General features: G+C 68.1%; 28 protein-coding genes. 13 read left to right on the top strand and 15 right to left on the bottom strand.

Going from position 1 to position 25,561, the window contains the following annotated elements; all coding sequences use genetic code 11:
* Window positions 1-5: 5 nt before the first annotated feature.
* Window positions 6-566 (bottom strand): tetratricopeptide repeat protein, encoded by a 561-nt coding sequence (locus tag DYS74_RS01075; protein ID WP_121530310.1) that lies wholly within the window; start codon window positions 564-566, stop codon window positions 6-8.
* 65 nt (window positions 567-631) lie between these two features.
* On the opposite strand from DYS74_RS01075, the gene DYS74_RS01070 reads away from it, so the two are divergent.
* Both DYS74_RS01070 and DYS74_RS01065 read left to right on the top strand, forming a co-directional pair.
* Window positions 632-919, top strand: a complete 288-nt coding sequence (locus DYS74_RS01070) for an SCP2 sterol-binding domain-containing protein (RefSeq protein ID WP_121530309.1) — start codon at window positions 632-634, stop codon at window positions 917-919.
* On the top strand, window positions 919-1,854 hold the full coding sequence (locus tag DYS74_RS01065) for an alpha/beta fold hydrolase (RefSeq protein WP_121530308.1): 936 nt from the start codon (window positions 919-921) through the stop codon (window positions 1,852-1,854). The genes DYS74_RS01070 and DYS74_RS01065 overlap by 1 nt, the downstream gene beginning before the upstream one ends.
* 17 nt (window positions 1,855-1,871) lie before the next feature.
* On the opposite strand, the gene DYS74_RS01060 is transcribed toward DYS74_RS01065, so the two are convergent.
* From DYS74_RS01060 to DYS74_RS01045, 4 genes are read right to left on the bottom strand one after another with little or no spacing between them, the layout of a single operon-like run.
* The gene (locus tag DYS74_RS01060; RefSeq protein WP_121530307.1) at window positions 1,872-2,597 is read right to left on the bottom strand and encodes a peptidase; all 726 of its coding nucleotides are present in this window, start codon (window positions 2,595-2,597) and stop codon (window positions 1,872-1,874) included.
* Window positions 2,598-2,627: 30 nt separating this feature from the next.
* Window positions 2,628-3,440 (bottom strand): transglutaminase family protein, encoded by an 813-nt coding sequence (locus DYS74_RS01055; RefSeq protein WP_121530306.1) that lies wholly within the window; start codon window positions 3,438-3,440, stop codon window positions 2,628-2,630.
* The gene (locus DYS74_RS01050; protein ID WP_121530305.1) at window positions 3,437-4,390 is read right to left on the bottom strand and encodes an alpha-E domain-containing protein; all 954 of its coding nucleotides are present in this window, start codon (window positions 4,388-4,390) and stop codon (window positions 3,437-3,439) included. The genes DYS74_RS01055 and DYS74_RS01050 overlap by 4 nt, the downstream gene beginning before the upstream one ends.
* 7 nt (window positions 4,391-4,397) lie before the next feature.
* On the bottom strand, window positions 4,398-5,810 hold the full coding sequence (locus DYS74_RS01045; RefSeq protein ID WP_121530304.1) for a circularly permuted type 2 ATP-grasp protein: 1,413 nt from the start codon (window positions 5,808-5,810) through the stop codon (window positions 4,398-4,400).
* A gap of 347 nt (window positions 5,811-6,157) precedes the next feature.
* Between DYS74_RS01045 and DYS74_RS01040 the strand changes: the two genes are divergently transcribed.
* Together DYS74_RS01040 and DYS74_RS01035 are read left to right on the top strand one after the other, a co-directional pair.
* A complete protein-coding gene (locus DYS74_RS01040; RefSeq protein ID WP_121530303.1) occupies window positions 6,158-7,981 on the top strand; it encodes a M3 family oligoendopeptidase in 1,824 nt (607 codons plus the stop codon).
* An 81-nt stretch (window positions 7,982-8,062) separates the two neighbouring features.
* Window positions 8,063-9,232 (top strand): dipeptidase, encoded by a 1,170-nt coding sequence (locus DYS74_RS01035; protein ID WP_121530302.1) that lies wholly within the window; start codon window positions 8,063-8,065, stop codon window positions 9,230-9,232.
* Between the two features lie 3 nt (window positions 9,233-9,235).
* On the opposite strand, the gene DYS74_RS01030 is transcribed toward DYS74_RS01035, so the two are convergent.
* From DYS74_RS01030 to lgt, 5 genes are all read right to left on the bottom strand, one after another.
* Window positions 9,236-9,919, bottom strand: a complete 684-nt coding sequence (locus DYS74_RS01030; protein WP_183077422.1) for a Hint domain-containing protein — start codon at window positions 9,917-9,919, stop codon at window positions 9,236-9,238.
* A 374-nt stretch (window positions 9,920-10,293) separates the two neighbouring features.
* On the bottom strand, window positions 10,294-10,467 hold the full coding sequence (locus tag DYS74_RS18545) for a hypothetical protein (protein ID WP_183077421.1): 174 nt from the start codon (window positions 10,465-10,467) through the stop codon (window positions 10,294-10,296).
* 238 nt (window positions 10,468-10,705) lie between these two features.
* Window positions 10,706-11,467 carry a peptidoglycan editing factor PgeF gene (gene pgeF, locus DYS74_RS01025; protein WP_121530300.1) on the bottom strand — a complete coding sequence of 254 codons (762 nt, stop codon included), beginning with the start codon at window positions 11,465-11,467 and terminating at the stop codon, window positions 10,706-10,708.
* Window positions 11,451-12,551, bottom strand: coding sequence for a class I SAM-dependent methyltransferase (locus DYS74_RS01020; RefSeq protein ID WP_121530299.1), 1,101 nt, complete (start codon window positions 12,549-12,551; stop codon window positions 11,451-11,453). Before DYS74_RS01020 ends, pgeF begins: the two co-directional genes overlap by 17 nt.
* Window positions 12,548-13,429, bottom strand: coding sequence for a prolipoprotein diacylglyceryl transferase (gene lgt, locus DYS74_RS01015; RefSeq protein ID WP_121530298.1), 882 nt, complete (start codon window positions 13,427-13,429; stop codon window positions 12,548-12,550). The genes DYS74_RS01020 and lgt overlap by 4 nt, the downstream gene beginning before the upstream one ends.
* 112 nt (window positions 13,430-13,541) lie before the next feature.
* Between lgt and DYS74_RS01010 the strand changes: the two genes are divergently transcribed.
* Window positions 13,542-13,799: an accessory factor UbiK family protein gene (locus tag DYS74_RS01010; RefSeq protein ID WP_121530297.1), complete on the top strand. Its 258-nt coding sequence runs from the start codon at window positions 13,542-13,544 to the stop codon at window positions 13,797-13,799.
* A 113-nt stretch (window positions 13,800-13,912) separates the two neighbouring features.
* Here DYS74_RS01010 and DYS74_RS01005 read toward each other — a convergent pair whose 3' ends face one another.
* Complete coding sequence (locus DYS74_RS01005) at window positions 13,913-14,338, bottom strand: NUDIX hydrolase (RefSeq protein ID WP_121530296.1); 426 nt, start codon at window positions 14,336-14,338, stop codon at window positions 13,913-13,915.
* Window positions 14,335-14,661 (bottom strand): DUF6476 family protein, encoded by a 327-nt coding sequence (locus tag DYS74_RS01000; protein WP_147435430.1) that lies wholly within the window; start codon window positions 14,659-14,661, stop codon window positions 14,335-14,337. Before DYS74_RS01000 ends, DYS74_RS01005 begins: the two co-directional genes overlap by 4 nt.
* On the opposite strand from DYS74_RS01000, the gene DYS74_RS00995 reads away from it, so the two are divergent.
* From DYS74_RS00995 to rpoH, 3 genes are all read left to right on the top strand, one after another.
* Complete coding sequence (locus DYS74_RS00995; RefSeq protein ID WP_121530294.1) at window positions 14,651-15,691, top strand: RluA family pseudouridine synthase; 1,041 nt, start codon at window positions 14,651-14,653, stop codon at window positions 15,689-15,691. The two genes, DYS74_RS01000 and DYS74_RS00995, sit on opposite strands and share 11 nt — an antisense overlap.
* A 192-nt stretch (window positions 15,692-15,883) precedes the next feature.
* The gene (locus tag DYS74_RS00990; protein WP_121530293.1) at window positions 15,884-17,875 is read left to right on the top strand and encodes a potassium transporter Kup; all 1,992 of its coding nucleotides are present in this window, start codon (window positions 15,884-15,886) and stop codon (window positions 17,873-17,875) included.
* Between the two features lie 140 nt (window positions 17,876-18,015).
* On the top strand, window positions 18,016-18,915 hold the full coding sequence (gene rpoH / locus DYS74_RS00985) for an RNA polymerase sigma factor RpoH (RefSeq protein WP_121530292.1): 900 nt from the start codon (window positions 18,016-18,018) through the stop codon (window positions 18,913-18,915).
* Window positions 18,916-19,149: 234 nt separating this feature from the next.
* Here rpoH and DYS74_RS00980 read toward each other — a convergent pair whose 3' ends face one another.
* Window positions 19,150-19,650 carry an Lrp/AsnC family transcriptional regulator gene (locus tag DYS74_RS00980; protein ID WP_121530291.1) on the bottom strand — a complete coding sequence of 167 codons (501 nt, stop codon included), beginning with the start codon at window positions 19,648-19,650 and terminating at the stop codon, window positions 19,150-19,152.
* Window positions 19,651-19,822: 172 nt separating this feature from the next.
* On the opposite strand from DYS74_RS00980, the gene trxB reads away from it, so the two are divergent.
* Window positions 19,823-20,764: a thioredoxin-disulfide reductase gene (trxB, locus tag DYS74_RS00975; RefSeq protein WP_121530290.1), complete on the top strand. Its 942-nt coding sequence runs from the start codon at window positions 19,823-19,825 to the stop codon at window positions 20,762-20,764.
* A 213-nt stretch (window positions 20,765-20,977) separates the two neighbouring features.
* Window positions 20,978-22,684 carry a bifunctional sulfate adenylyltransferase/adenylylsulfate kinase gene (locus tag DYS74_RS00970; RefSeq protein ID WP_121530289.1) on the top strand — a complete coding sequence of 569 codons (1,707 nt, stop codon included), beginning with the start codon at window positions 20,978-20,980 and terminating at the stop codon, window positions 22,682-22,684.
* Window positions 22,685-22,797: 113 nt separating this feature from the next.
* Here the strand turns inward: DYS74_RS00970 and DYS74_RS00965 are convergent, their stop codons facing one another.
* Window positions 22,798-23,025, bottom strand: coding sequence for a DUF1150 family protein (locus tag DYS74_RS00965; protein WP_121530288.1), 228 nt, complete (start codon window positions 23,023-23,025; stop codon window positions 22,798-22,800).
* Window positions 23,026-23,046: 21 nt separating this feature from the next.
* Window positions 23,047-23,460 carry an Hsp20 family protein gene (locus DYS74_RS00960; RefSeq protein WP_121530287.1) on the bottom strand — a complete coding sequence of 138 codons (414 nt, stop codon included), beginning with the start codon at window positions 23,458-23,460 and terminating at the stop codon, window positions 23,047-23,049.
* A gap of 230 nt (window positions 23,461-23,690) precedes the next feature.
* Between DYS74_RS00960 and DYS74_RS00955 the strand changes: the two genes are divergently transcribed.
* The 3 genes from DYS74_RS00955 (at window position 23,691) to DYS74_RS00945 (ending at window position 25,546) form a co-directional block, all read left to right on the top strand.
* Window positions 23,691-23,921: a YdcH family protein gene (locus tag DYS74_RS00955; protein WP_121530286.1), complete on the top strand. Its 231-nt coding sequence runs from the start codon at window positions 23,691-23,693 to the stop codon at window positions 23,919-23,921.
* Between the two features lie 82 nt (window positions 23,922-24,003).
* Window positions 24,004-24,489, top strand: coding sequence for a 5-(carboxyamino)imidazole ribonucleotide mutase (gene purE, locus DYS74_RS00950; protein WP_121530285.1), 486 nt, complete (start codon window positions 24,004-24,006; stop codon window positions 24,487-24,489).
* A complete protein-coding gene (locus DYS74_RS00945; protein ID WP_121530284.1) occupies window positions 24,482-25,546 on the top strand; it encodes a 5-(carboxyamino)imidazole ribonucleotide synthase in 1,065 nt (354 codons plus the stop codon). Before purE ends, DYS74_RS00945 begins: the two co-directional genes overlap by 8 nt.
* Window positions 25,547-25,561: the final 15 nt, after the last annotated feature.

Raw genomic sequence — 25,561 nt, 5'->3', positions numbered from 1 at the left:
GGCCGTCACAGCGCGACGCCCGCAAGCTCCTTTTCCAGCCTTGCGATAGCGTCTTTCACATCCTGCTGGTGCGGGTTCAAGGTGAAAGAGGCGCGATAGGCGGCAAGCGCCCGGGGCTGGTCGCCGATCTCCTCGAGAATCGCGCCCAGCCCGGCCAGCGCCTCCCAATGCCGCGGCTCGAGTTCAAGCGTGCGGGCGATATCCTCGACCGCCGGGCCGAAGAGCCCTGCCCCCGCATAGGCCGTCGCGCGCGCATTCCAGCCCTCGGCGAAATCGGGGGCGTGATCGGTGAGTGCCGTCAGATGCTCGATCGCTGCGGTGGTGTCGCCCGAATCAAGCGCCTCCTCGCCGCGCTTGAGCAGCAGATCCATCGACGCCGAGCCCGAGCGCGACCAGGCGCGGCGGATGTCCGACTCCGCACGGCTCCAGCCGGCATAGTCCGGATCGGCCAGTTCGGCGAAAGACCGGTCGAGACCCGCCGTCTCGGCATGGGCCGGAACTGCGAAGTTGACGATTACGGCAACTGCCGCAACGATACATTTGTTTGTGGCCCGGAGCGCGCGCATATACCAAACTGTAACCCAAGCGCCGGAGAAAGCGAGAGCCCGGCGTTCACTTTCGGAGGAACTCAATGAGCGACATCATCGACAAGGCGGTTTCGGCGCTGGCCGTGAAACTGCCCAACGGCTTCTCGTCGACGGCGAAATTCGTCATCAAGGACGAAGGCAGTATCATCATCGACGCCGACGGCGTGCGCGCGGGCGATGACGAGGCCGATGTGACGCTGATCGCCGATGCCAACACCTTCCGCGGCATCCTCGAGGGCGACGTGAACCCGACGATGGCCTTCATGACCGGCAAGCTGAAGATCGACGGCTCGATGGGCCTCGCGATGCAGCTCGGCGCGGCGCTCAGCTGATGCAGACGGCCCCGTTCCATGCGGCGATGGCACGCGGCCCCGAGGGCGGCCGCGCGGTCTGGCTGCGCACGGAGGACGGGGCACGCATCCGCCTCGGCCTGTGGCCGGGGCCCGCGGCGGCGAAGGGCACGGTGTTCCTGCTGCCCGGCCGCACCGAATATGTCGAGAAATACGGCCCCGCGGCCACCGATCTGGGCGCGCGCGGCTATGCGATGCTCGCCGTCGACTGGCGCGGCCAGGGGCTGGCTGACCGGCCGCTCGACGACCCGCTGAAGGGGCATGTCGCGCATTTCCCCGACTTCCAGCGCGATCTGGCCGCGGTGATCGCCGCGGCGACCGCGCTCGAGCTGCCGCGGCCGTGGTTCATCCTCGGCCATTCGATGGGCGGCGCGATCGGGCTTCGGGCGCTGATGGGGGTGCATCCCTTTTCGGCCGCGGCCTTCTCGGCGCCGATGTGGGGCATCGGCCTGCCCCGGCTGATCCACCCCTTCGGGCCGCAGATCTCCCGCCTCTTCGACGCGAGCGCCCTTGCCGAACGCTATGCCCCGGGCACCGGCCCCGGCACCTATGTGCTGAGCGCGCCCTTCCTCGACAACAAGCTGACCACCGATCCCGGCATGTGGGCCTTCATGGTCGGCCATCTGGGCGAGGCGCCCGAGCTCGCCCTTGGCGGGCCGACGCTGCACTGGGTGACGCAGGGCGTGCTGGAATGCGAGGCGCTGGCGGCGCTTGCCTCGCCCGACCTGCCCTGTCTGACCGCGATCGGCGGCGCCGAGCGGATCATCGACATCCCGGCGGTGACGGCGCGGATGGCACGCTGGCCGAAAGGGCGGCTCGAGGTCTTCGAGGGCGCCCAGCACGAGCTGATGATGGAGGGCGCCGCCACCCGCGCGCGCTTCTTTGACGCGGTGGCCGAGACCTTCGCACGCGCCTGAGCCCCCGGCCCCGGGGCTCAGATCTCGATGCGGGTGAAGCCCTCGCGCAGCGCCTCGGACCAGGCCTCGGACATGCGGGCGAAATCCGGGTCCTTCTTCTCGATCCGGCGGCGCGTGGTGACGCGGCAGGCATCCTTCGCGATCACCGCGAAATCGAGCGGCATGCCCACCGATAGGTTCGAGCGCAGCGTCGAGTCCATCGACAGCAGCACCGCCTTGCGCGCGTCGTCAAGCGAGGTTGCGGGCGTCACCACGCGGTCGAGGATCGGCTTGCCATATTTGTGCTCGCCGATCTGCAGATAGGGCGTGTCCTCGGTCGCCTCGATGAAGTTCCCTTCCGGATAGATCAGGAACATCCGCATCGCGCCGCCCTTGCGCTGACCCGCGACGATCATCGAGGCCGCGGTCGAGACCTTCGACGCCTCCATCTTGCTGTCGATGTCCTGACGCACGGACGACAGCGTGTTGCCGACGATCTCGGCCACTTTCAGCATCGTCGGCGCCAGCATGATCGAGGTTTCCGAGGTCGCCTCGTGGTCGTCGACCGCCTCGTGCAGCCGCGCCATCGTCGTCTGCGTGACCGAGAGCGAGCCCGCGGTCAGGATGGCGACGACGCGCTCGCCCGGCTCCTCGAAGACGAACATCTTGCGATAGATGGCAATGTTATCGAGCCCCGCGTTGGTGCGGGTGTCGGACAGCAGCACCATCCCCTCGTCGAGCAGAAGGCCAACGCAATACGTCATGTTCTTCCCCGGAAAAGCCCGGGAACCCTTCTATTGCTGGATCGCGTCAAGAGCAACGGTGACGTCGAGCTTCTCCTCGCCCGCGCCCATGGCGACACCCTTGACCGGCGCCGCCTCGCGCGCGTCGAGCCCCGAGCCGAGCCGGATGTAGCGCTCGTCCGGGCAGCAGCCGTTCGCCGCGTCGAAGCCGATCCAGCCGATGCCCTCGACCCAGATCTCGGCCCAGGCGTGGCTGGCCTCGTGCGGCACGCCGTCGTCGCGGGCGTAGAGATAGCCCGAGACATAGCGCGCCGGCATGTCGAGGGCGCGCGCGCAGGCGATCAGCGCATGCGCATGGTCCTGACAGACCCCCTCGCCCAGATCGAGCGCCTCTGCCGCGGTGGTATGCGCATGGGTCACCCCCGGCGCATAGGTGATCGCCCCGGCCACCGCCGCGCTCAGCCGGTGGGCGCGGTCGAGCGCGTCATCGGCACCCGCCGCAGCCTCCTGCGCCAGCGTCTCGATCGCGTCGTCGATCCAGGTCGCCACCGTCTCGCGCAGATAGGCGAAGGGCGGCACCAGCTCGCGGTGGCCGCGCAGCACCCCCGCCATGTCGATGGTCTCGACCTGCCCCGAGACGGCGATCGACACCTCGCTCACCGGGCCGCGCATCGACCAGCCTTCGACCTTGTCACCCGCGCCGTCGCGGAACGAACCGCCGCGGGTGCCGCCCTCGACCGTCACATCCCAGCGGATCGCCCGCTGACCGTCGAAGCGCGACGGAAACAGCCGCAGCGACTGCACCGCCGCGCGCATCGGCGCGTCATAGCGGTAGGTGGTCACGTGGTTGACCGTCAGGATCATCTCGCCTCTCCGCTCAGATACGCGTTGTAGACCATGTTCGAGAGCTCGCCGATGTCGCGGATGAAGCGGGTCAGGAACTCGTGCAGACCTTCCTCGAAGATCTCCTCGACGGTGGTCTCGGCCAGCTCGCCCACCAGCGCGCGGGCGCGCATCTGTGCCGGGCCGGACTTGTGATAGGCATGGGCGAGATCGTCGAGATGCTCCATCGCCGAGGTCGTGGCGGTGATCAGCGAGCGCGGCGTCTGCCGGTTCAGGATCAGGAAATGCGCGATCTTCTTCGACGTGATGTCGCCGCCATAGGCCCAGTGGAAGGCGCGCTGCGCCGACATCGCGCGCAGCAATGTCTGCCACTGATAGTTGTCGAGCCCGGAACCGACGAAATCGACGCTCGGCAGAAGGACGTAATATTTCACGTCGATCAGCCGCGCGGTGTTGTCGGCGCGTTCGAGCGCGAAACCGAGGTTCAGGAAGTTGTAGCCGTCGTTGCGCAGCAGCGTCGCCTCGATCGCGCCGCGGATCATCGCCGCCTGCCGCATCACCCATTCGGTGAGTTCGGTCAGCTCCAGTTCGGAGCGTGCCTTGCGCTCGAGCTGGCGCATCTCCTGGAACGCCATGTTGAGCGCGTCCCAGACCTGCGCGGTCAGCGCGGTGCGCACGATGCGCGCATTTTCGCGCGCCCGCTCGATGCAGCTGACCACCGAGGACGGGTTGTCGCGGTCGAAGAACAGATAGCTCTCGATGTTGCGCTGCACCGGGTCGCCGTATTTCTCGGCAAAGCCCTCGGCCGTGCCCGAGGCCTGCAAGAGGCTCTCCCACTCGCTTCGATAGCCATGCCCCGCCGAGGGCATCAGCGCGATCCTTGCGCCCACCTCGAGCAGGCGCGCCATGGTTTCCGCCCGCTCGATGTAGCGCGCGATCCAGAACAGGTTTTCCGCAGTCCGGCTCAGCATCTTGTCGTCACTCCGCCAGCACCCAGGTGTCCTTGACCCCGCCGCCCTGCGACGAGTTGACGACCAGCGAGCCCTCCTTCAGCGCCACGCGGGTCAGCCCGCCCGGCACCAGTTCGATCTTCTCGCCGACAAGGCAATAGGGCCGCAGATCGACGTGCCGCGGCGCGATGCCCTCCTCGACGAAGGTCGGCGTGGTCGACAGCGCCAGCGTCGGCTGTGCGATGTAATTGTCGGGATTTTCCGTGATCTTGATGCGGAAGGTCTCGATCTGCTCCTTGGTCGACTTCGGCCCGACCAGCATGCCGTAGCCGCCCGAGCCGTGCACCTCCTTCACCACCAGATCGCCCAGATGCTCGAGGACATATTTGCAATCGTCGTCCTTGGCGCATTTCCAGGTGGGCACGTTGTTCAACAGCGGCTCCTCGCCGAGGTAGAAGCGCACCATGTCCGGCACATAGGTGTAGATCGCCTTGTCGTCGGCCACCCCGGCCCCCGGCGCCGAGCAGATCGTCACCCCGCCCGAGCGGTAGACATCCATCAGCCCGGGCACGCCCAGCATGCTGTCCGGGCGGAAGCACAGCGGGTCGAGGAAGGCGTCGTCAAGGCGGCGATAGATCACGTCGAGCTTCTTCGGCCCCTCGGTCGTGCGCATCCAGCAAAAGCCGCCCTCGACGAAGAGATCGGCGCCCTCGACCAGCTCGACCCCCATCAGGTCGGCGAGGAAGCTGTGCTCGTAATAGGCCGAGTTGAAATGGCCCGGCGTGAGGATCGCGATCGTGGGCTCCCGGTCGCACTTCGCCGGGGCGACCGAGGCCAGCGTCCGGCGCAGCGCGTCGGCATAGCCATCGACCGGCTCGATCCGGTTCTCGCGGAAGATCTGCGGGAACATCCGCATCATGATCTCGCGGTTTTCCAGCATGTAGCTGACGCCCGACGGGGTGCGGCAATTGTCTTCCAGCACGAAGAACTCGTCCGCGCCGGTGCGCACGATGTCGATGCCGACGATATGGCTGTAGATGCCGCGCGGCGGGGTGAAGCCAGAGACGGCGCGCTCGTAGGCCTCGTTCTGATAGACCAGCCGCGCCGGGATCTTGCCCGCCTTGACGATTTCGCCGCGCCCGTAGACGTCGAGCAGGAAGGCGTTGAGCGCGCGGGCGCGCTGCTTGATGCCCTTTTCCAGCCGGCGCCATTCGAACTGGGTGAAGACGCGCGGGAACATGTCGAAGGGGATCAGCCGATCCGGGTCGCCACCTTCGCCATAGACCGCGAAGGTGATGCCGATGCGGCGGAAGAGTGCCTCCGCCTCGGCCTGTTTCAGGTGCCGCAATTCGGCGGGCATCGCCTTGGTCCAGTCCTCGAGCCGTGCATAGGGCTCGCGGACTTTTCCGGCGTCATACATTTCGTTGAAGAAGTCAGTCATGGCGCGTTGATTCCTCCGGCCTTGCTCAAACCTTAAGGAGCGGTTTCGGCGAGCGGAAGCGGCGCCCCGGTGTCAAAGCACCCGTACCCCGGAATTAAGCGCGAACACGGGGCATTTGATTAAAATTTATACAGCTATTGGCCTACTTTCGCAGCGAAATGATAACTTTAGCCGCCAAATCGGGCAATTCATCGCGCTTTTTCGGCAGGGCGGCGACCGGCCGGGCCGCCGGGATCGACCGCGGCGGCGCACCGGCACCGGCGCCCTGCCGCCGTCCGATCCGCACCGCGGCTTGAACCTGCCCCCTGCCTGCGCCTATCTCTGGGACAACCACAGATGAGGGTGCCATGAAAAAGAACCTGCCGCTTCCCGATGCCAACGCCAGTGCCGGGGGCGCTTCGGGCGGCTTCGGTGACCTGCCGGACTGGGACCTGAGCGATCTCTACACCGCCCCCGACGCGCCGGAACTGGCCCGCGACATGGGCTCGCTCGAAACCATGTGCGCGAGCTTCGCGGCCGATTACGAGGGCAAGCTTGCCACGCTCGACGCCGCCGCGATGGCCGAGTGCATCCGCCGCTACGAGGCGATCGAGACGACGGCCGGGCGGATCATGTCCTATGCCGGGCTGCGCTATTATCAGAACACCGTCGATGGCGCGCGCGCCAAGTTCCTGTCGGACGCGCAGGACCGGATCACCGGCTACACCACGCCGCTCGTCTTCTTCTCGCTCGAGTTCAACCGGATCGACGACGCGACCTATGAGGCGGTCTTCGCCGATCCGGCGGTGGCGCGCTACAAGCCGGTGTTCGACCGGATGCGGGCGATGAAACCCTATCAGCTGTCCGACGAGCTGGAAAAATTCCTGCACGACCAGTCGGTTGTCGGCGCCGCCGCCTGGAACCGGCTCTTTGACGAGACCACCGCCGCGCTGACCTTCGAGGTCGAGGGCGAGAGGCTGAACCTTGAAGCCACGACGACGCTGATGACCGACCACGACCGGCCGAAGCGCGAGGCTGCGGCGCATGCGCTGGCCAAGGTCTTTTCCGACAACATCAAGATCTTCGCGCGCGTGCACAACACGCTCGCCAAGGAAAAGGAGATCGAGGACCGCTGGCGCAAGATGCCGACGCCGCAGACCGGCCGGCACCTGTCGAACGACGTCGAGCCCGAGGTGGTCGAGGCGCTGCGCAACGCCGTGGTCGCCGCCTATCCGCGGCTCAGCCACCGCTATTACGCGCTGAAGGCGAAATGGCTCGGCCTCGACAAGCTGCAGATCTGGGACCGCAACGCGCCGCTGCCGAGCGAGGCGCCGCGCAAGATCCTGTGGGACGAGGCGAAGGACACGGTGCTGACCGCCTATGCCAGCTTCTCGCCGAAGATGGCCGAGATCGCGCAGCCGTTCTTCGAGAAGGGCTGGATCGACGCCGGCGTCAAGCCCGGCAAGGCGCCGGGCGCCTTCGCGCATCCGACCGTGACCACCGTCCACCCCTATGTGATGCTGAATTACCTCGGCAAGCCGCGCGACGTGATGACGCTGGCGCACGAGCTCGGCCATGGCGTGCACCAGGTGCTTGCGGCGGGCCAGGGCGAGATGCTGGCCGACACGCCGCTGACGCTGGCAGAGACCGCCTCGGTCTTCGGCGAGATGCTGACCTTCCGCAAGCTGCTCGATGGCGCGAAGACCCAGGCCGAGCGCAAGACGCTGCTCGCCGGCAAGGTCGAGGACATGATCAACACCGTGGTGCGGCAGATCGCGTTCTATGACTTCGAATGCAAGCTGCACGCCGCCCGCGCCCAGGGCGAGCTGACGCCCGAGGACATCAACGCGCTGTGGATGTCGGTGCAGGCCGAGAGCCTCGGGCCGGCGTTCACCTTCATGCCGGGCTACGAGACCTTCTGGTCCTATATCCCGCATTTCGTGCACTCGCCCTTCTACGTCTATGCCTATGCCTTCGGCGACGGGCTGGTGAACGCGCTCTACGCCGCCTATGCCGACGGGCTGCCCGACTTCCAGGAGAAGTATTTCGAGATGCTGAAGGCCGGCGGCTCGAAGCACCACAAGGAGCTGCTCGCCCCCTTCGGCCTCGACGCCTCGGACCCCGCCTTCTGGGACAAGGGGCTGAGCATGATCGCGGGCTTCATCGACGAGCTCGAGGCGATGGAGGCCTGAGCCTGACGCAAGGGTGCCTCTGGGCGCCCTTGCCCCGCCCTGCTAGCCTCGGCACCGGAGGATTTCAGGGAGGAATTTCAAATGGCACGCAAATGGCTGTGGCGCCTTGCGGGGGTGCTGGTTCTGGGAGCCGGCACCTTTTTCACGCTCGCCCCGCGCATTGCCGAAAACGGGCAGAACGCCGTCACCCCGCATGCGCCCTGGCCGGTCTCGCCCGAGGCCGCCGCGCTGCATGCCCGGCTGTTCGTCGGCGACTGGCATTCGGACGCGCTGCTGTGGGGGCGCAGCCTGCTGATGCGCTCGACCCGCGGCCATGTCGACCTGCCGCGGCTGCGCGCGGGCCATGTCGCGCTGCAGGTCTTCACCACGGTGACGAAAAGCCCCGCCGGGCAGAATTACGAGCAGAACTCGGCCAGCGCGCGCGACAACATCACCGCGCTGATGATCGCCGAGGCGCGTCCGCCGCAGACCTGGTTCAGCCTGATGGCGCGCGGCCTCGATCAGGCGGCCCGGCTGAATGCGACCGCGGCGAAGGCGCCCGAGCAGCTGACCGTGATCCGCACCCGCGCCGATCTCGACGCGCTGGTGGCCGCGCGCGCGGCGGGCGCCGAGACCGTGGGCGGCCTGCTCGGCGCCGAGGGCGGCCATGTGCTCGAAGGCCGGATCGAGAACCTCGGCCGGCTTTACGACGCGGGGTTCCGGCTGATGGGGCTCACCCATTTCTTCGATAATGAACTTGGCGGCAGCCTGCATGGCGAGGACAACGCCGGCCTCACCCCCTTCGGCCGCGAGGTGGTGGCAGAGATGGTCGCGCGCCACATGGTGATCGACCTCGCCCATGCCTCGCCGCAGATGGCGCGCGACGTGCTGGCGATGCCCGGCACCCGGCCGATCGTCAGCCACACCGGCATCCACGGCACCTGCCCGACGAAGCGCAACTTCCCCGACGAGCTGATGCAGGCGATCGTGGCGAAGGGCGGCGTGGTCGGCATCGGCTTCTGGGACGAGGCGGTCTGCGATGCGACGCCCGCGGGCATCGCGAAAAGCATCACGGCCGCGGTGGCGCTTCTGGGCGAGGATCACGTCTCGCTCGGCTCGGATTTCGACGGCGCGGTGACCACCGATCTCGACAGTTCCGAGCTTGCCGCGATCACCCAGGCGCTGATGGACACCGGGATGAGCGAGGCGGTGATTGCCAAGGTGATGGGCCGCAACATGCTGCGTTACCTGCGCGAGACCCTGCCGGGCTGAGCCTCAGCCCCACAGCGCCCCCGCGGCGGCCGAGGTCAGCCGCGGCAGCGCCGGCGGGCCGAAATCGGCAAGCCCGCGCAGCTGCGGGAACTGCGCCAGAAACAGCGACAGCATCCGCGGCTCGACCATCGTCTCGAGCCCACCGCCGGGGTGATAGCTCTCGACCTCCACCCCGGCGACGCGCAGGCTGCCCTGCCGTGCAAGAACGAGATGATACACGGTGACCGGCATCGCCGGGCGCAGCGCGATCACGGTCTCGCCGTCGACCAGGGCCCGCACCGGCACATAGGCCGCCTCGAGCCCCGTCGCCCGCGTCAGCCGGCCGCCCCGCAGGCACAGCCGGGCCGCGGGGCCCAGCACGAGGTCGGACATCGGACGGCCCTGACCGAAGGCCCCGGCAGTGACGCGGATGGGGCCGGACGCCGCGTCGGTCGTCGCATCGGGGTAAAGCACCATCGAGCCGATCCAGGTGATCGTCTCGGCCCGCCCCTCGGCGGTCAGCGCGCGCACACCGGGCACGAGGTCCTCGACCGCGACAGGCCCGTCCCCGGTCGCGATCACCGCACCGCGCGCGAGCGCCGAGAACGCCTCCTCGAACAGCGGAACCGCGGGGCCAAGCCGGGTGGCGCTGTCGATGCGGCCATCGGCTGCGAGCCAGCAGGTCTCGTAACGACGGGTCAGGGGCACGGGGCGCGGCGCACGCCCATCGGGCGCGGCAGGCGCCGGGCGCGCAGAAATCTGGACAGGGGTCGCGGGCGCAACCGGCCCGGCCGCCAGAGGGCGGTTCTGGGTCATGAAAACAGCCTTGATATGCGTCGGATCTGCGGGGCCCCCACCCTTTCGCAGAGAGACCCTGAGAGGATGCGCACGCCCCGCCGAGCGGTCAAATTTTACTGAAAATTGCGCCGCCCCGCGGGATCAATCCACGGGGCCTGCGGGAACTGTTTCGCGAAAGCCGCGCCCGGCGCGGATCTTGCCAAAATGGGCAGCGAATCGATCGCGCGGACGACGCGGCCTCGGCGGGCCGGGAGTGGCAGCCCCCGGCCCGGGGGCCAGCCCGCTCAGCGGGCGGCCAGCACCGGACGCTGCGGCGCGCGCGAGGCGGCCTCGTCAGCAGCCCGGCGCACAATCATCGCCTCGCGGCGCGCACCGCGAGCCCAGGGCATCTGCACCTCGGACTGCGCGGCCTCGGCGAGGACCGATTTCATCCAGCGGGGGGTCTTGGTGGTGCTCATCTCTGCTCTCCTGCCTTGGGGCGTGTCAGTGCGGGATCGTCCCGGATGCCCTCTTTATCGCGGCCCATTGCGGCACTGTTAAGGCTTTGGAACCAATCCGTCACGGGGCCATCTGCGGGAATTATGGCTCCCGATTGTTGCGCCGGACGAACAAATCAACGGGTTTTCACCGAAATCCGCCGCGGGGCGCCACAATTGCGGCAAGAGCGTGGCAGCCCCCGGCGCAATCGCGCCGCAATCAGAGCCGAATCGTCGAGATCAGCCGGCCGTAATCCGCCTCGCCGGCATGGGTTGCGCGGCGGTAGGAATAGAATCGGTCGGGGTCGGAATAGGTGCAATGCCCGGTCCATTCCGCCGCGCCCACCCCCGCCGTGCGCAGCCGGTGCAGGCCGAAGGACGGCAGGTCGAACATCGGCTTGCCATTCGGGCCGCCGGCGAAGAAGCGGTCATACTCCGGGTCTTCGGCGAGGAAATTGTCCATGAAGTCGAAACCGACCTCATAGGCGCGCTGCGAGATGCAGGGGCCGATCACCGCCACGGTATCGGCGCGCTGCGCCCCCAGCCCCTCCATCGCCTCAAGCGTCGCCTCGAGCACGCCGCCCAGAGCGCCGCGCCAGCCGGCATGGGCCACGCCCACCACCCCCGCGCTGCGGTCGGCAAACAGCACCGGCTCGCAATCTGCGGTCAGCACCGTCAGCAGCAGACCGGGCGTCGCGGTGACGATCGCATCGGCCGTGACCGGGGCAGCCAGCGGCGCATCGACCACCGCGACATCGGCGGAATGCACCTGGTTTACGCCCACCATCTCGGCCGGGCTCACCCCCATCGCGCTCGCCACGCGGGCGCGGTTGAGGTTCACCGCCTCGGTCAGGTCGCTTGACCCGTGGCCGCAGTTCAGCCCCTGGAACACCCCAGAAGAGGCCCCGCCGCGGCGAGTGAAGAAGCCATGCTTGACGCCCGAAAGCGCGCGCGAGGTCAGGATATCAAGAGTTGTCGGCATCATTTTCTGCGGTGGCTGCATCGAAGCCCGGAGGCCGCGGGGCGGCCTTGGGGTAAAGGGCAAGCGTCTGGAACAGGTGACCCATTTCGGCCGGGTGGGTCAAGCGCCGATGCGCGGCAACATGCGCGTCAAGCGCCTCCCCGGTCAGCGCCTGCGCCAGACGCTCGGCCCGGGCGGTGATGCCGAGCCGTTCGAGCAGCACCCCCTGCGGGGTCATCGCGCTCACCGCAACGCCGGCGGCGCGGGCCGCGCGCGCGATCGGCTCGAAATCGACATGGGCGGTCAGGTCGGCCTCGCCCGGCGCCTCGAACGGGTCGCAAGGGGCATGGGCGCGCAACGCCTGGAAGGTGTCGCCAAGGCTGCGCCAGTTGCCATAGTCGATGACCAGCGCCGCGCCGCCCTGGCGCGCGATCCGGCCGGCGATCTCGGTCACGATGGCGGGCACGGCGGGGCAAATCTCGACGATGTCGCCGTCCTGCGTGTCGGCGAGACGATCGTCAAGCAGCGCCAGCGCCGCCGGCGGGGCGAGCCCCGGCACCAGCCGCCCGTCCGCAAGCCCCACCTGCCGCTCGGCCCAGGCCCCGCCCCGGCGCTCGAAGGCGCGGACCGGCAGGGCATCGAAGAACTCGTTCGCCACCAGGAACAGCGGCGCCTCGGGCAGATCGGCCACGCTGTCGTGCCACTGCACCGCATGGCCCGCAAGGCGCGCGCGCTGCACCTCGCGAAGGCTGGCCGAGGCCTCGACCAGATGCACCTCGGCCGCCGTCGCCATCCCCGGCACGGCGCGCATCGCGCGCAGCATGTCGGCCATCAGCGTGCCGCGCCCGGGGCCGAGCTCGGCCAGCACGAAGCGCGCGGGCGCGCCCTGATCGAGCCAGGCCTGCGCCAGGCACAGGCCCAGCATCTCGCCGAACATCTGCGAGATTTCCGGCGCGGTGATGAAATCGCCTGCCCGGCCGAACGGGTCGCGGGTGGCGTAATAGCCATGCGCCGGATGCAGCAGGCATTCGGCCATGTAGGCATCCAGCCGGATCGGCCCCTCGAGCGCGATGCGCCGCGCGAAGATCTCGGCAAGCGGGGTCACGCCTGCCCCCGCCGCGCGCGCAGCGCAAACCACAGCCCGGCAGCGATCATCGGCAAGGACAGGATCTGCCCCATGGTCAGGCCCCAGTCACCGAACTGCAGCGCAAGCCCGAGCGGGTTGCCCGGCCCGACGAATTGCGCGTCGGGCTGACGGAAGAGCTCGACCACCGCGCGGCTGAGCCCATAGCCGGTCAGGAACACGCCCAGCAACAGCCCCGGCCGCTTCAGCGCCCCCGTGGCCATCAGCGCCCAGAGGATGGCGCCCAGCAGCAGGCCTTCGAGCCCCGCCTCGTAGAGCTGCGAGGGGTGGCGCGCGCAAATGCCGTCGATCTGCCCGGCGATGCCGTTGCAGACCTGCGCCGCCTCGACCGGGAAGATCACCCCCCAGGGCGCATCCGTGGGCCGGCCCCAAAGCTCGGGCTTGATGAAATTCGCGACCCGGCCCAGGAACAGCCCGATCGGCGCGACAAGGGCAAAGGCATCGGCCACGCGCAGCGCCGGCAGATCGTGGCGGCGACAGAACCACAGCCCCGCCACCACCGTGCCGAGGAAGCCGCCGTGGAAGGACATGCCGCCCTGCCAGACCTTCACCACCTCGAGCGGGTGGGTCAGGTAATACCCCGGCTCGTAGAACAGCACGAAACCGAGCCGGCCGCCGATCACCACGCCAAGGATCACCGCCGTCAGCAGATCCTCGACCAGCTTCGGCCGCATCGGCGCGGTGCCACCCCAGAGCGCGGGGCGGTTCATCAGCGCCACGATGATGCGCCAGCCGGCCAGCAGGCCGGCGATATAGGCCAACGCATACCAGCGGATCGGCAGGTTCACGACCGGAATGACAAAGGCGTTCGGGTCGATCTCGGGGAAGGGAATGGCCATGGTGCTCCTCGATGTCGCGCGCAGGAAGCCCGCGGGCCGGGGCGAAGTCAACCTTGTCTCTTGCCGCAGCTGCGCTCATATAGGGCAAAACCCCGTGACCATGAGGGATGCGATGCAAGCGCCGAACAAGTTCTTCGACGAGATGTCCAAGCTGATGACCAACGCCATGGGCGTGGCGCAGGGCGCCCGCACCGAGGCGGAAACCGCGATGAAAAGCTGGATGGACCGCTGGCTTGCCGACCGCGACTTCGTCACCCGCGAGGAATTCGACGCGGTGAAGGCGATGGCGCAGAAGGCGCGCGAGGAGAACGAGGCGCTGAAGGCCCGTCTCGATGCGCTCGAGGCCGCAAGCCCGAAGACCGGGGCCTGAGCCCCGCCCCGCGGGCTTTTCTCCCGCGGTTTTTTCTTGGTTCAAAGACTCCCGCCGGAGGCTCCCGCACCCTTGCCCGCGCCTCCGGCGGGAGTCTTTGTGCAGGGAAAAGCCTAAACTCGCGCCGCCAGAGCCCGGGCGAGGACCTCTTCGACCCGCGCACTCATCGGGCGGGCGCGGGCCAGCACCTCGGGCACCGGCACCCATTCCGCCTCGAGCGCGTCATCGGCGGCCTGCGGCTCGCCCTGCGCCTGCGCACAGGCGACGGCCACGAGGTGATAGTGAAACTGCACCGCGCCGTCCGCGTCGCGGCTGATCGCGTCGGTCTGGGCGATGACGGTGCCGGCGCGGGCCACAAGCCCGGTCTCTTCCGTCAGTTCGCGCAGTGCCGCCGCCTCGACCGTCTCGCCCCAGTCGACCTTGCCGCCCGGATAGCCCCAGAGCCCCGCATCGGGCGGGTTCGCCCGGCGCACGAGCAGCACCTCTTCGCCGCGCAGCACCACCGCCAGCACGGCCAGCCGCGGCACCGGCGCGCTCATGGCGCGGGCGCCCCGGGGGCGGGAGCAAGCCGGGTCTCGCCCAGCAGCGTGCCGTCGCGCAGATAGACCAGCACCCGGTCGTCGGCGCCCAGCACCACGATGCGGTTGCCGGCGAAGGCGAGCGAGATCGGGCGCAGCCCCTCGGGCAGCACCACCGCGGCGGGCAGCTCGGGCAGCGGCACCGGGCCCGACAGGCGGGTGACAAGCAGCCCGACGATCGTTACAAGCCCGAGGATCATCGTGACGGCCAGCGCCGTCACCAGGATTTTCAGAAACCGGACCTCGGGCAGCGGGGCCGGATCGGAAGGCAGCATGTCGGACATCGGGCAGACCATCCTTCGCGTCGAGATCGGGGACACCCCCGCCGGCCGCCTTGATAAGGCCTTGGCGGCGGCAGTGCCAGAGGAAGCGGCGCTGTCGCGCTCGCGGCTGGCACGGCTGATCGCCGAGGGCGCGGTGACGAAGGACGGCGCGCCCGTCACCGACCAGAAGGCGAAGGTCGAGCCCGGCGAGATCTACGAGATCGCGCTCGAGCCGCCGAAACCGGTCGAGACCGTGGCGCAGGAGATCCCCCTCACCGTGATCTGGGAGGACGAGGATCTGATCGTCATCGACAAGCCCGCGGGGATGGTGGTGCATCCGGCGCCGGGCTCGGAAGACGGCACGCTGGTCAATGCGCTGCTCCATCATTTCGGCGGCACCCTGTCGGGGATCGGCGGCGAGGCGCGGCCGGGGATCGTGCACCGCATCGACAAGGACACCTCGGGCCTTCTGGTGGTGGCGAAGTCGGACCGCGCCCATCACGGCCTTGCCGCGCAATTCGAGAAGCACACGGTGCACCGGCATTACTCGGCCGTGGTCTATGGCGTGCCCGATGCCGGGGACCCGCGGCTGCGCGGCACCCGCGGCGTCAGCTTCGAGGCGGGCAACGTGATGAAGGTCACCTCGCAGCTCGCCCGCCACAAGACCGACCGGCAGCGCCAGGCGGTGCTGTTCGAGGGCGGCCGTCACGCCGTCACCCGCGCCCGCGTGGTCGAGGCCTTCGGTGGTGTCGCGGCGCTCGTCGATTGCTGGCTCGAGACCGGGCGCACGCATCAGATCCGCGTGCACATGGCCCATGCCGGCCACGGGCTGATCGGCGATCCGGTCTATGGCGGCAAGCGCAAGCTGCCGCCGAAGGCCGTGGGCGAGCCGGGCGCGGCGGCGGCTGCCGCCTTCCCGCGTCAGGCGCTGCATGCCGCGACGCTCGGTTTCGTCCACCCGGTGACCGGCGAGGAGCTGAGCTTTTCCTCGCCCCTGCCTGCGGACATCGAGCTGCTTCTGACGGCGTTGCGCACGGGGACGGCCGGCTGAGCGTCGCGACGTCGCTCGGCCGACCACTTGCAGGCCCTGCGCAGCTCACATAGTCTTGAACGAAGCGTGTTTTGCGCAAGACCGCAGCGGAGGTGGTGTCGTCCCACGCGCGAGTGACACTCGCTTTTCGACAGGTCCGCCCGGCGCCCTCGGTCGCCGGCCCCGCTTCCCCCCTTTCCAGATGGTGGTTTCATGCCCATGCCCGCCGGCCCCGTTTCCGGTTCCACGCTGACCAGCGCAACCACCGCCGGTCTCGACGAAGGCGCACTCGACATTGCCGACTTCCTGCGCGCGGAGAGCGAGGTCGACTCCGAGACCGTGGACCACGGCCACCCACGTCAGGGGCTGGCCGCGCTGACCCTCGGCGCGATCGGGGTCGTCTACGGCGATATCGGCACCTCGCCCATCTACGCCTTCCGCGAGGCGCTGCGGGCCACCGGCGCCGTCACCCCCGGCCCGGCCGAGGTCCTGGGCATCCTGTCGTTGCTGATCTGGACGCTTCTGCTGATCGTCACGGTGAAATATGTCTTCGCGCTGCTGCGCGCCGACAACCGCGGCGAGGGCGGCATTCTTGCGCTCTACACACTGGTGCGGCTGGCGCTCGGGCGCCGTTCCATCCCGGTGTTGATGATCGCGATCGCCGGGGCGGCGCTGTTCGCCGGCGATGCCGCGATCACCCCGGCAATCTCGGTGCTCTCGGCCGTCGAGGGCATGGGGCTCGTGCTGCCCGAGCTTGAAACCTATGTGATCCCGGTGACGCTGGCGATTCTCGTCGGGCTTTTTGTCGTGCAGGCGCGCGGCACCGCGAGCGTCGCCCGCCTTTTCGGCCCCGTGACGGTGATCTGGTTCCTTGTGCTCGGGGGGCTCGGCCTGCTGCACCTGCTCGAGGCGCCGATCGTGCTGCGCGCCTTCAACCCGTTGTGGGGTCTCGGCTTCGTCACCAGCCACCTCGGCACCGCCTTCGCGGTGATCGGCGCGGTGTTTCTCGCGGTGACCGGAGGCGAGGCACTCTACGCCGATCTTGGTCATTTCGGCCGGCGGCCGATCATCATCGCCTGGTTCGCGCTGGTGCTGCCGGCGCTGGTGCTGAACTACCTCGGACAGGGGGCGATGGTGCTGTCGCATCCCGAACGGGCAGACAACGCCTTCTTCGCCATGGTGCCCGGCACGCTCCTGCCCTGGATCGTCGGACTTGCCACGATGGCCACGGTGATCGCCTCGCAGGCGGTGATCTCGGGCGCCTTCTCGATGGCGCGCGGCGCGATGCAGCTGGGCTTCCTGCCGCGGCTGACGATCCGTCATACCGCGCAGGACCAGAGCGGGCAGATCTACATCGGCGTGGTGAACTGGATGCTGCTCTCCGCGGTGATCTGCCTCGTGCTTGCCTTCGGCAGCTCCGAGGCGCTGGCCTCGGCCTATGGCATCGCGGTGACCGGCACGATGATGCTGACCACCGTGCTTGGCACATTGCTGCTGATCGTCAGCGGCCGCGCCCGGCCGGCGCAGGCAATCGCCCTGGTGGCGCCGATCGCCCTGATCGAATCCGTCTTCCTCGCCTCGAACCTCGCGAAGATCTTCGCCGGCGGCTATGTGCCGATGCTGATCGCGCTCGTGATCGGGGTGGTGATGTGGCAATGGTGGCGCGGCAGCCAGCTGATGATGATGCGCGTCCATCGCTCGGCGGTGCGGCTCGACAGCTTCCTGCGCTCGATGCAGGACAGTTCGGTGATCCGGATTCCGGGAACAGCCTTCTTCCTGACCTCGGACCCGAAGGTGGTGCCCTCCGCGCTTCTGCACAACCTCAAGCACAACCGCGTGCTGCACGAGCAGACCGTTCTGCTGACCGTCGAGATGCTGCGCGTGCCCTATGCCACTGCGGCCGAACGTGCGAGCGTCGAGCCGCTGGGCAACGGCTTCGTGCGGCTGGTCCTGCGCTTCGGCTTCATGGAAAACCCGAACGTGTCGCGCGCCATGGGGGCCGCACGCCGTGCCGGGCTGCGCTTCGACGTGATGACCTCGACCTTCTTCCTTGGCCGGCGGCGGCCGGTACCGGTGGGAAGCGGCCCCGAGCTCGCCTCCAACCGCTTCTTCGCGGCGCTGTCGCGCTTTGCGGCCGATCCGACGGCCTATTACCACCTGCCGCGCGACCGCGTGGTCGAACTGGGCGAGCGCGTTCCACTCTGAGACAGGCCTTGATGCCCGACGCGAAGGCGCTCATCCTGCGCTCATCCCGGTGCGGCCAGCCGCCCGCCCGGGGCCCGAGGCCTTGACAGCGGGACAGCCGGTCCCCATCTGCTCAGGTCGATCAGGGAGAAAAGGAACGCATGACCACTTACGCCAACCTGCCCGCGCCCAGTCCCGAACAGGGTCTGAACCGCTATCTGCAGGAAATCCGGAAGTTTCCGCTTCTGGAGCCGGAAGAGGAATACATGCTGGCCAAGGCCTGGGTCGATCACCAGGATTCCGAGGCCGCGCACAAGCTTGTTACCTCGCACCTGCGACTCGCGGCGAAGATCGCCATGGGCTATCGCGGCTATGGCCTGCCCCAGGCCGAGGTGATCTCCGAGGCGAACGTCGGGCTGATGCAGGCGGTGAAGCGCTTCGACCCGGAGCGCGGCTTCCGTTTGGCCACCTATGCGATGTGGTGGATCCGCGCCGCGATCCAGGAATACATCCTGCGTTCGTGGTCGCTGGTGAAGCTCGGCACCACCTCGGCGCAGAAGAAGCTGTTCTTCAACCTGCGCAAGGCCAAGGCCCGGATCGGCGCCTATGAGGAGGGCGACCTGCGCCCCGATGCGGTCAAGCAGATCGCCCATGATCTGAACGTCACCGAGACCGAGGTGGTCGAGATGAACCGCCGGCTGTCGGGCTCGGACGCCTCGCTGAACGCGCAGGTCGGCTCGGCCGAGGGCGACGGCGCGGCGCAGTGGCAGGACTGGCTCGAGGACGAGGACGCCGACCAGGCCGAGGCCTTTGCCGAGGCCGACGAGCTCGAGGCGCGCCGCGCGATGCTGGTCGCGGCGATGGACGTGCTGAACGAGCGCGAGCGCGACATCCTGATGGAGCGGCGGTTGCGCGACGAGCCGGTCACGCTCGAGGAGCTGTCGGCGAAATACGAGGTCTCGCGCGAGCGGATCCGGCAGATCGAGGTGCGCGCCTTCGAGAAGCTGCAAAACCGGATGCGGGTGCTGGCGAAGGACAAGGGGATGACGATTCCCGCCTGAGGCGGGGCGTCCTCCGGGCATCTGGCGGGACAAGGAGGGGACGCTGCCCCCTCGCGGCGGACGCCGCTCACCCCCGGGATATTCGTGGCGATTGGAAGCGGGACAGGGGGGTATCGGAGGCCCCTGCCCGCTTGCGGCATTTTGAAGCGGAGGAGCCGCGAGGGGGCCCGATGCCGGTCTTTCGGGGATGTTTTTGCACCGGAGCGCCGAATCGCCCCGGGCCCTAGTCAGACCTCAGGCCTGTTTCGCGAGACGGTCCTCGAGCACGTCGAAGGGCACGCCGGGCTCGTCCTTGGCGCAGCGGATGACGAGCGAGGTCTTCACGCTCGCCACGTTGTCGGCCGGCGTCAGCTCGCCCATCAGGAAGGACTGGAAGGTCGACAGATCCGGCGCCACGCATTTCAGCACGAAGTCGATCTCGCCGTTCAGCATGTGGCACTCGCGCACGAGCGGCCAGGCACGGCAGCGGTTTTCAAAGGCGCTGAGGTCCGCCTCGGCCTGGCTTTGCAGCCGCACCATGGCGAAGACCTGCACCTCGAAGCCCAGCTCGCGCGGGTTCACGTCGGCATGGTAGCCGCGGATATAGCCCGCCTCCTCGAGGGTGCGCACCCGGCGCAGGCAGGGCGGCGCCGAGATGCCGACGCGCTTGGCCAGCTCGACGTTCGTCATGCGACCATCCGCCTGCAACTCGGCCAGGATCTTCCGGTCGATCTCGTCAAGCTTGGTGCTGGCCATCTTACCCTCCGCAGTTGCGCAGAACTTATCCGCGAGAAGAAGATGGCGCAATATTCTTTCGCCCGAACCGCTGCAAGAGCAATTCGACCGATTTTCAAAGCGTTTTGGCCGGGGGGTTCCGTCCGCGCCCGTCTATGCCTATATCTTCGCCGCCAGAAACCGGGAGGCTGCCATGGGCGAGACGAAGAAGACACGCGTGCTGATCATCGGGTCGGGGCCTGCGGGCTATACCGCCGCCGTCTATTCCGCGCGTGCGATGCTGAACCCGGTGCTGGTGCAGGGCATCCAGCCCGGCGGCCAGCTGACCATCACCACCGAGGTCGAGAACTGGCCCGGCCGCACCGCGGTCGAGGGGCCTGAGCTGATGGTGCAGATGGAGGAACACGCCCGCGCCATGGGCACCGAGATCATCTCGGACACGATCACCAGCCTCAAACTCGGCGACCGGCCCTTCGTGGCGCTTGGCGATTCCGGCACGACCTATGTCGCCGATGCGGTGATCCTCGCCACCGGGGCGCAGGCGCGCTGGCTCGGCCTGCCCTCGGAAGAGACGTTCAAGGGCTTCGGCGTCTCGGCCTGCGCCACCTGCGACGGCTTCTTCTATCGCGGCAAGGAGGTCGTGGTGATCGGCGGCGGCAACACCGCGGTCGAGGAGGCGCTGTTCCTGACCAATTTCGCCACCAAGGTCACGGTGATCCACCGCCGCGACAGCTTCCGCGCCGAGAAGATCATGCAGGACCGGCTGTTCCGCAACCCGAAGGTCGAGGTGATCTGGGACTCGGTGCCCGAGGAAATCCTCGGCACCGACGCGCCGCTTGGCGTCACCGGGGTGCGGATCCGCAACGTGAAGACCGACGCCGAAACCGTGGTGCCCTGCGACGGCTTCTTCGTGGCGATCGGCCATGCGCCCGCCTCGGAGCTGGTGAAGGATCAGCTCGAGCTGCACCACGGCGGCTACGTCAAGGTCGAGCCCGGCACCACCCGCACCTCGATCGAGGGGGTCTTTGCCGCGGGCGATCTGACCGACCACATCTATCGTCAGGCAGTGACCTCGGCGGGCATGGGCTGCATGGCCGCACTCGACGCCGAGCGCTGGCTCGCCGAGCAGGAGTGACGCTACGTCCGGGCGGGGAGCGGAACATCCGTCGCCCTCCCGCCCGGAAGGACGAAATTCAGCCTAAAATGGTGCCAAAATACCCGAGAACCGGCTTTTTTCTGCCGGTTCGCGACCAGACTGCTTGCAACGCGCGCGTGTTGCAGGCTAAGGCCCGGCAGGGTGCATTGCTGCACTCTTTCCGCATTTGACGTCAATCAGACAGGTCCCGCGATGTCCCTTCCCAATCTCGCCCCGATCCCGGAGCTCTACGTTTCCCACGAGTCTGCGCAGAAGCTGAAGATCGAAGCGGGCAACCTCGTTTCGTGGGATCTGACGCCGCGTCAGATCTGTGACCTCGAGCTGCTGATGAACGGCGGCTTCAACCCGCTCAAGGGTTTCCTGAGCGAGGAAGACTACAACTGCGTCGTCGAGGACATGCGCCTCGCGGACGGCTCGCTCTGGCCGATGCCGATCACCCTCGACGTCAGCGAGAAATTCGCCGAGGGCATCGCGCCCGGCACCGATATCGCGCTGCGCGATCAGGAAGGCGTGATCCTCGCGATCCTGTCGGTCACCGACAAGTGGGTGCCGAACAAGGCGCGCGAGGCCGAGAAGGTCTTCGGCGCCGATGACCTCGCCCACCCGGCGGTGAACTACCTGCACAACGTCGCGGGCCCGGTCTATCTCGGCGGCCCGATCACCGGCATCCAGCAGCCGGTGCATTACGACTTCAAGGCCCGCCGCGACACGCCCAACGAGCTGCGCGCCTATTTCCGCAAGCTCGGCTGGCAGAAGATCGTGGCCTTCCAGACCCGCAACCCGCTGCACCGCGCCCACCAGGAACTGACCTTCCGCGCCGCGCGCGAGGCGCAGGCGAACCTGCTGATCCATCCGGTCGTCGGCATGACCAAGCCCGGCGACGTCGACCACTTCACCCGCGTGCGCTGCTACGAGGCGGTGCTCGACAAATACCCGCAGTCGACCACGACGATGTCGCTGCTGAACCTGGCCATGCGCATGGCCGGCCCGCGCGAAGCCGTCTGGCACGGGCTGATCCGCCGCAACCACGGCGTCACCCACTTCATCGTCGGCCGCGACCACGCCGGCCCGGGCAAGAACAGTGCCGGCAAGGACTTCTACGGTCCCTATGACGCGCAGGAACTCTTCAAGAAATACGAAGAGGAAATCGGCGTTGTCATGGTCGACTTCAAGCACATGGTCTATGTGCAGGAGAAGGCCCAGTACTACCCCGCGAACGAGGTGCCGGAAGGCTGCACCGTGCTCGACATCTCGGGCACCGAACTGCGCCGCCGGCTGCGTGAAGGTCTCGACATTCCGGAATGGTTCTCCTTCCCGGAAGTGGTGACCGAGCTGCGCCGCACCTCGCCGCCGCGCGCCAAGCAGGGCTTCACCGTCTTCTTCACCGGCCTCTCGGGCTCGGGCAAGTCGACGATTGCCAACGCGCTGATGGTCAAGCTGATGGAAATGGGCGGCCGCCCGGTGACGCTGCTCGACGGCGACGTGGTGCGCAAGCACCTGTCCTCGGAGCTCGGCTTCTCCAAGGAGCACCGCGACATCAACATCAAGCGCATCGGCTATGTCGCCTCGGAAATCACCAAGAACGGCGGCATCGCGATCTGCGCCCCGATCGCGCCCTACACCGCGACCCGTCGCGCCGTGCGCGAGATGATCGAGGCCTATGGCGCCTTCGTCGAGGTCCATGTCGCGACCTCGATCGAGGAATGCGAGGCGCGTGACCGCAAGGGCCTCTACAAGCTCGCGCGCGAAGGCAAGATCAAGGAATTCACCGGGATCTCGGACCCCTATGAAGAACCCGCGACCCCCGAGCTGCGCGTCGACACCGCCGGCGTCGATGTCGACCACTGCGCGCATCAGGTGATCCTGAAGCTCGAGTCGATGGGCCTGATCAAGGCCTGATCGGCCCTCAGCCCGAAATGACGAACGCCCCGGCCTGCGCCGGGGCGTTTCGCTTTTCCGCCGGGGTGTTTCCCTCGGGCGGGGCCATCGAGGCAAAGCCCCCTGCCCGCGGGTCAGTGCACGTTGACCGCCTGCACCTCGTTCTCGCGCGCGAGCGCAAAGGCCATCCAGCGGTCCTTGACGAGGGCAAGCCGCTCGCCATTCGCATCGCACAGCGCGTAAAGCTGGGTCAGCCCCGCGGCCTGTGCCCGGATTTCCTCGGGCAGGTCCGCCACCGCCACCGGCCGGACATAGACGATGCGCTCGCCCGTCTCTGCGCCGAAATCATATCTCGTGTCCATTTCAGCCTCCTTGCCTGATGTTCACCGCCGCCGGATCGGGATCGACTGCACCACCGGATCGGGCATCACCCGCTTCAGATCGACATGCAGCAGCCCGTTCTCGAGCGCCGCCCCCGCCACCTCGACGCCATCGGCCAGCACGAAGCTGCGCTGGAAGGCGCGCGCGGCGATGCCGCGGTGCAGGAAGATCCGCTCGCCGAGGTCATCGGCCTGCCGGCCACGGATCACCAGCGCCCGGTCCTCCATGGTGATCGCCAGGTCATCCTCGGCGAAGCCCGCCACCGCAAGGGTGATGCGGAAGGCATCGGGGCCGTTCTGTTCGATGTTGTAAGGCGGATAGGAGTCGGAGCCGGACTTGGCCGTCCGCTCGACAAGGCGCTCCAGCTGGTCAAAGCCCAGCAGATAGGGATGCGCGCCAAAGCTCAGTTTCGTCATCAGGCAAGCCCTTGATCAGCGACATTGCGGTTGCGGGCCCCGCGCTGCGGCAGCCCGTTCCGCACAGATATGGGCAGGCGATGCCGCAGCTGCAAGGGGTTCCTGCCGCCGGGCCGCACCGCGAATTTTTCCCCGCAAACGCAAGGAATTGCTATATTTGTCCTCAGCCGGGGGCCGAGTCGCCCGCGCGCCTTGCAAGCCAGAGCCAGTCAGAAGCCCGAAAGCCGGACATGAACGCCCACAGCGATGCCCCCGTCGAGATGAACACCGAAGAAGTGCTGCGGCTGAAGCTTGCGGTCCTTCGGCGCGAACATCGCGATCTGGACGAGGCGATTGCGGCGCTCGTCGACACCGGCCATCCCGATCAGCTGCGCATCGTGCGGCTGAAGAAGCAGAAACTGTCGCTCAAGGACCAGATCGCCCGGATCGAGGACCGCCTCACCCCCGACATCATCGCCTGATGGCGGCCCCTGCCCCGCCCGGCCCCCTTGCCGTTCCGGGCCTGCCGCCTATAGTGCCCGCGCGACAACAGCGAGGGCGGCGATGAGCGTGAAAGTGGGAATCATCATGGGCAGCCAGTCCGACTGGGCGACCATGCGCGAGGCGGCGGCGGTGCTCGACGAGCTCGGCGTTCCCTACGAGAAGAAGATCGTCTCGGCCCACCGCACCCCCGACCGGCTCTGGAGCTATGGCAAGACCGCGGTCGAGCGCGGGCTCCATGTCATCATCGCCGGCGCCGGCGGCGCCGCGCATCTGCCGGGCATGATGGCCTCGAAGACCCGGGTGCCGGTGATCGGCGTGCCGGTGCAGACGAAGGCGCTCTCGGGCGTCGACAGCCTCTATTCGATCGTGCAGATGCCGAAGGGCTTCCCCGTCGCCACCATGGCGATCGGTGCCGCGGGCGCGGCGAATGCCGGGCTGATGGCCGCGGGCATCCTCGCGATCTCCGACGCTGCGCTCGCCGAACGCCTCGACGCCTGGCGCGCCGCCCTTTCCGCCTCCATTCCCGACGAGCCGCAAGATGACTGAGACCCTGAAACCCGGCGCCACCATCGGCATTCTCGGCGGCGGCCAGCTTGGCCGCATGCTCTCGGTCGCGGCCTCGCGGCTCGGCTTTCGCTGCCACATCTTCGAGCCGGGCGCCGAGCCGCCGGCGGGTCAGGTCGCCTGGAAGGTGACGACCGCGCCTTACGAGGACGAGGCCGCGCTCACCGCCTTTGCGGAAAGCGTCGACGTGGTGACCTATGAATTCGAGAACATCCCGACCGCCGCGCTCGATCTGATCGAGCGGCTGCGTCCGATCCACCCGAACCGCCGGGCCCTGGCGATCTCGCAGGACCGGCTGCAGGAAAAGGCCTTCCTGAACGGGATCGGCCTTTCGACCGCCCCCTGGGCGGCGGCCGAGGACATGGCCTCGCTCGAGGCGGCGCTCGCCACGATCGGCACGCCCTCGATCCTCAAGACCACCCGGCTCGGCTATGACGGCAAGGGCCAGGCGCGGATCAAGACGCCCGAGGACGCGCCCGCCGCGCTTGCCGCGATGGCGGGTGCGCCCGCCGTGCTCGAGGGCTTCGTCGAGTTCAGCTGCGAGATCTCTGTGATCGCGGCGCGCGGGCTTGACGGGTCGGTCTCCTGCTTCGATCCGGGCGAGAACGTGCACCGCGACGGGATTTTGCACACGACGACGGTGCCGGCGCGGATCTCGCCCGCGCTGCGTTCGGACGCGGTGCTGATCGCCGCGAAGATCCTCAACGCGCTCGATTACGTCGGCGTGCTTGGGGTCGAGCTTTTCGTCACGCCGAAGGGCCTGCTGGTGAACGAGATCGCGCCGCGGGTGCACAACTCGGGCCACTGGACGCAGGCGGGCTGCACCGTCGACCAGTTCGAACAGCACATCCGCGCGCTTGCCGGCTGGCCGCTTGGCGACGGCAGCCGCTATGCCGATGTCGAGATGCTGAACCTGATCGGCGACGATGTCGCGCGGGTGCCGGTGCTGGCGAAGGAGCCGCGCACGCAGATCCATCTTTACGGCAAGGCCGAGGCCAAACCCGGTCGCAAGATGGGCCACGTCAACCGCGTGCTCTGAGCGCCGGGGCTCTGC

This window comes from Paenirhodobacter hankyongi, assembly GCF_003664585.1.
GTDB classification, from domain to species: Bacteria; Pseudomonadota; Alphaproteobacteria; order Rhodobacterales; family Rhodobacteraceae; genus Rhodobacter; species Rhodobacter hankyongi.
The sequence above is the reverse complement of the archived record's forward strand: the minus strand, read 5'-3'. Positions and strand labels throughout refer to the sequence as shown.

Excerpts from the sequence above, each read along its gene's own strand:
- DYS74_RS01075 (WP_121530310.1), bottom strand. The coding sequence starts at position 566 with ATGCGCGCGCTCCGGGCCACAAACAAATGTATCGTTGCGGCAGTTGCC.
- DYS74_RS01070 (WP_121530309.1), top strand. The coding sequence starts at position 632 with ATGAGCGACATCATCGACAAGGCGGTTTCGGCGCTGGCCGTGAAACTG.
- DYS74_RS01065 (WP_121530308.1), top strand. The coding sequence starts at position 919 with ATGCAGACGGCCCCGTTCCATGCGGCGATGGCACGCGGCCCCGAGGGC.
- DYS74_RS01060 (WP_121530307.1), bottom strand. The coding sequence starts at position 2,597 with ATGACGTATTGCGTTGGCCTTCTGCTCGACGAGGGGATGGTGCTGCTG.
- DYS74_RS01055 (WP_121530306.1), bottom strand. The coding sequence starts at position 3,440 with ATGATCCTGACGGTCAACCACGTGACCACCTACCGCTATGACGCGCCG.
- DYS74_RS01050 (WP_121530305.1), bottom strand. The coding sequence starts at position 4,390 with ATGCTGAGCCGGACTGCGGAAAACCTGTTCTGGATCGCGCGCTACATC.
- DYS74_RS01045 (WP_121530304.1), bottom strand. The coding sequence starts at position 5,810 with ATGACTGACTTCTTCAACGAAATGTATGACGCCGGAAAAGTCCGCGAG.
- DYS74_RS01040 (WP_121530303.1), top strand. The coding sequence starts at position 6,158 with ATGAAAAAGAACCTGCCGCTTCCCGATGCCAACGCCAGTGCCGGGGGC.
- DYS74_RS01035 (WP_121530302.1), top strand. The coding sequence starts at position 8,063 with ATGGCACGCAAATGGCTGTGGCGCCTTGCGGGGGTGCTGGTTCTGGGA.
- DYS74_RS18545 (WP_183077421.1), bottom strand. The coding sequence starts at position 10,467 with ATGAGCACCACCAAGACCCCCCGCTGGATGAAATCGGTCCTCGCCGAG.
- pgeF (WP_121530300.1), bottom strand. The coding sequence starts at position 11,467 with ATGCCGACAACTCTTGATATCCTGACCTCGCGCGCGCTTTCGGGCGTC.
- lgt (WP_121530298.1), bottom strand. The coding sequence starts at position 13,429 with ATGGCCATTCCCTTCCCCGAGATCGACCCGAACGCCTTTGTCATTCCG.
- DYS74_RS01010 (WP_121530297.1), top strand. The coding sequence starts at position 13,542 with ATGCAAGCGCCGAACAAGTTCTTCGACGAGATGTCCAAGCTGATGACC.
- DYS74_RS01005 (WP_121530296.1), bottom strand. The coding sequence starts at position 14,338 with ATGAGCGCGCCGGTGCCGCGGCTGGCCGTGCTGGCGGTGGTGCTGCGC.
- DYS74_RS00995 (WP_121530294.1), top strand. The coding sequence starts at position 14,651 with ATGTCGGACATCGGGCAGACCATCCTTCGCGTCGAGATCGGGGACACC.
- DYS74_RS01000 (WP_147435430.1), bottom strand. The coding sequence starts at position 14,661 with ATGTCCGACATGCTGCCTTCCGATCCGGCCCCGCTGCCCGAGGTCCGG.
- DYS74_RS00990 (WP_121530293.1), top strand. The coding sequence starts at position 15,884 with ATGCCCATGCCCGCCGGCCCCGTTTCCGGTTCCACGCTGACCAGCGCA.
- rpoH (WP_121530292.1), top strand. The coding sequence starts at position 18,016 with ATGACCACTTACGCCAACCTGCCCGCGCCCAGTCCCGAACAGGGTCTG.
- DYS74_RS00980 (WP_121530291.1), bottom strand. The coding sequence starts at position 19,650 with ATGGCCAGCACCAAGCTTGACGAGATCGACCGGAAGATCCTGGCCGAG.
- trxB (WP_121530290.1), top strand. The coding sequence starts at position 19,823 with ATGGGCGAGACGAAGAAGACACGCGTGCTGATCATCGGGTCGGGGCCT.
- DYS74_RS00970 (WP_121530289.1), top strand. The coding sequence starts at position 20,978 with ATGTCCCTTCCCAATCTCGCCCCGATCCCGGAGCTCTACGTTTCCCAC.
- DYS74_RS00965 (WP_121530288.1), bottom strand. The coding sequence starts at position 23,025 with ATGGACACGAGATATGATTTCGGCGCAGAGACGGGCGAGCGCATCGTC.
- DYS74_RS00960 (WP_121530287.1), bottom strand. The coding sequence starts at position 23,460 with ATGACGAAACTGAGCTTTGGCGCGCATCCCTATCTGCTGGGCTTTGAC.
- DYS74_RS00955 (WP_121530286.1), top strand. The coding sequence starts at position 23,691 with ATGAACGCCCACAGCGATGCCCCCGTCGAGATGAACACCGAAGAAGTG.
- purE (WP_121530285.1), top strand. The coding sequence starts at position 24,004 with ATGAGCGTGAAAGTGGGAATCATCATGGGCAGCCAGTCCGACTGGGCG.
- DYS74_RS00945 (WP_121530284.1), top strand. The coding sequence starts at position 24,482 with ATGACTGAGACCCTGAAACCCGGCGCCACCATCGGCATTCTCGGCGGC.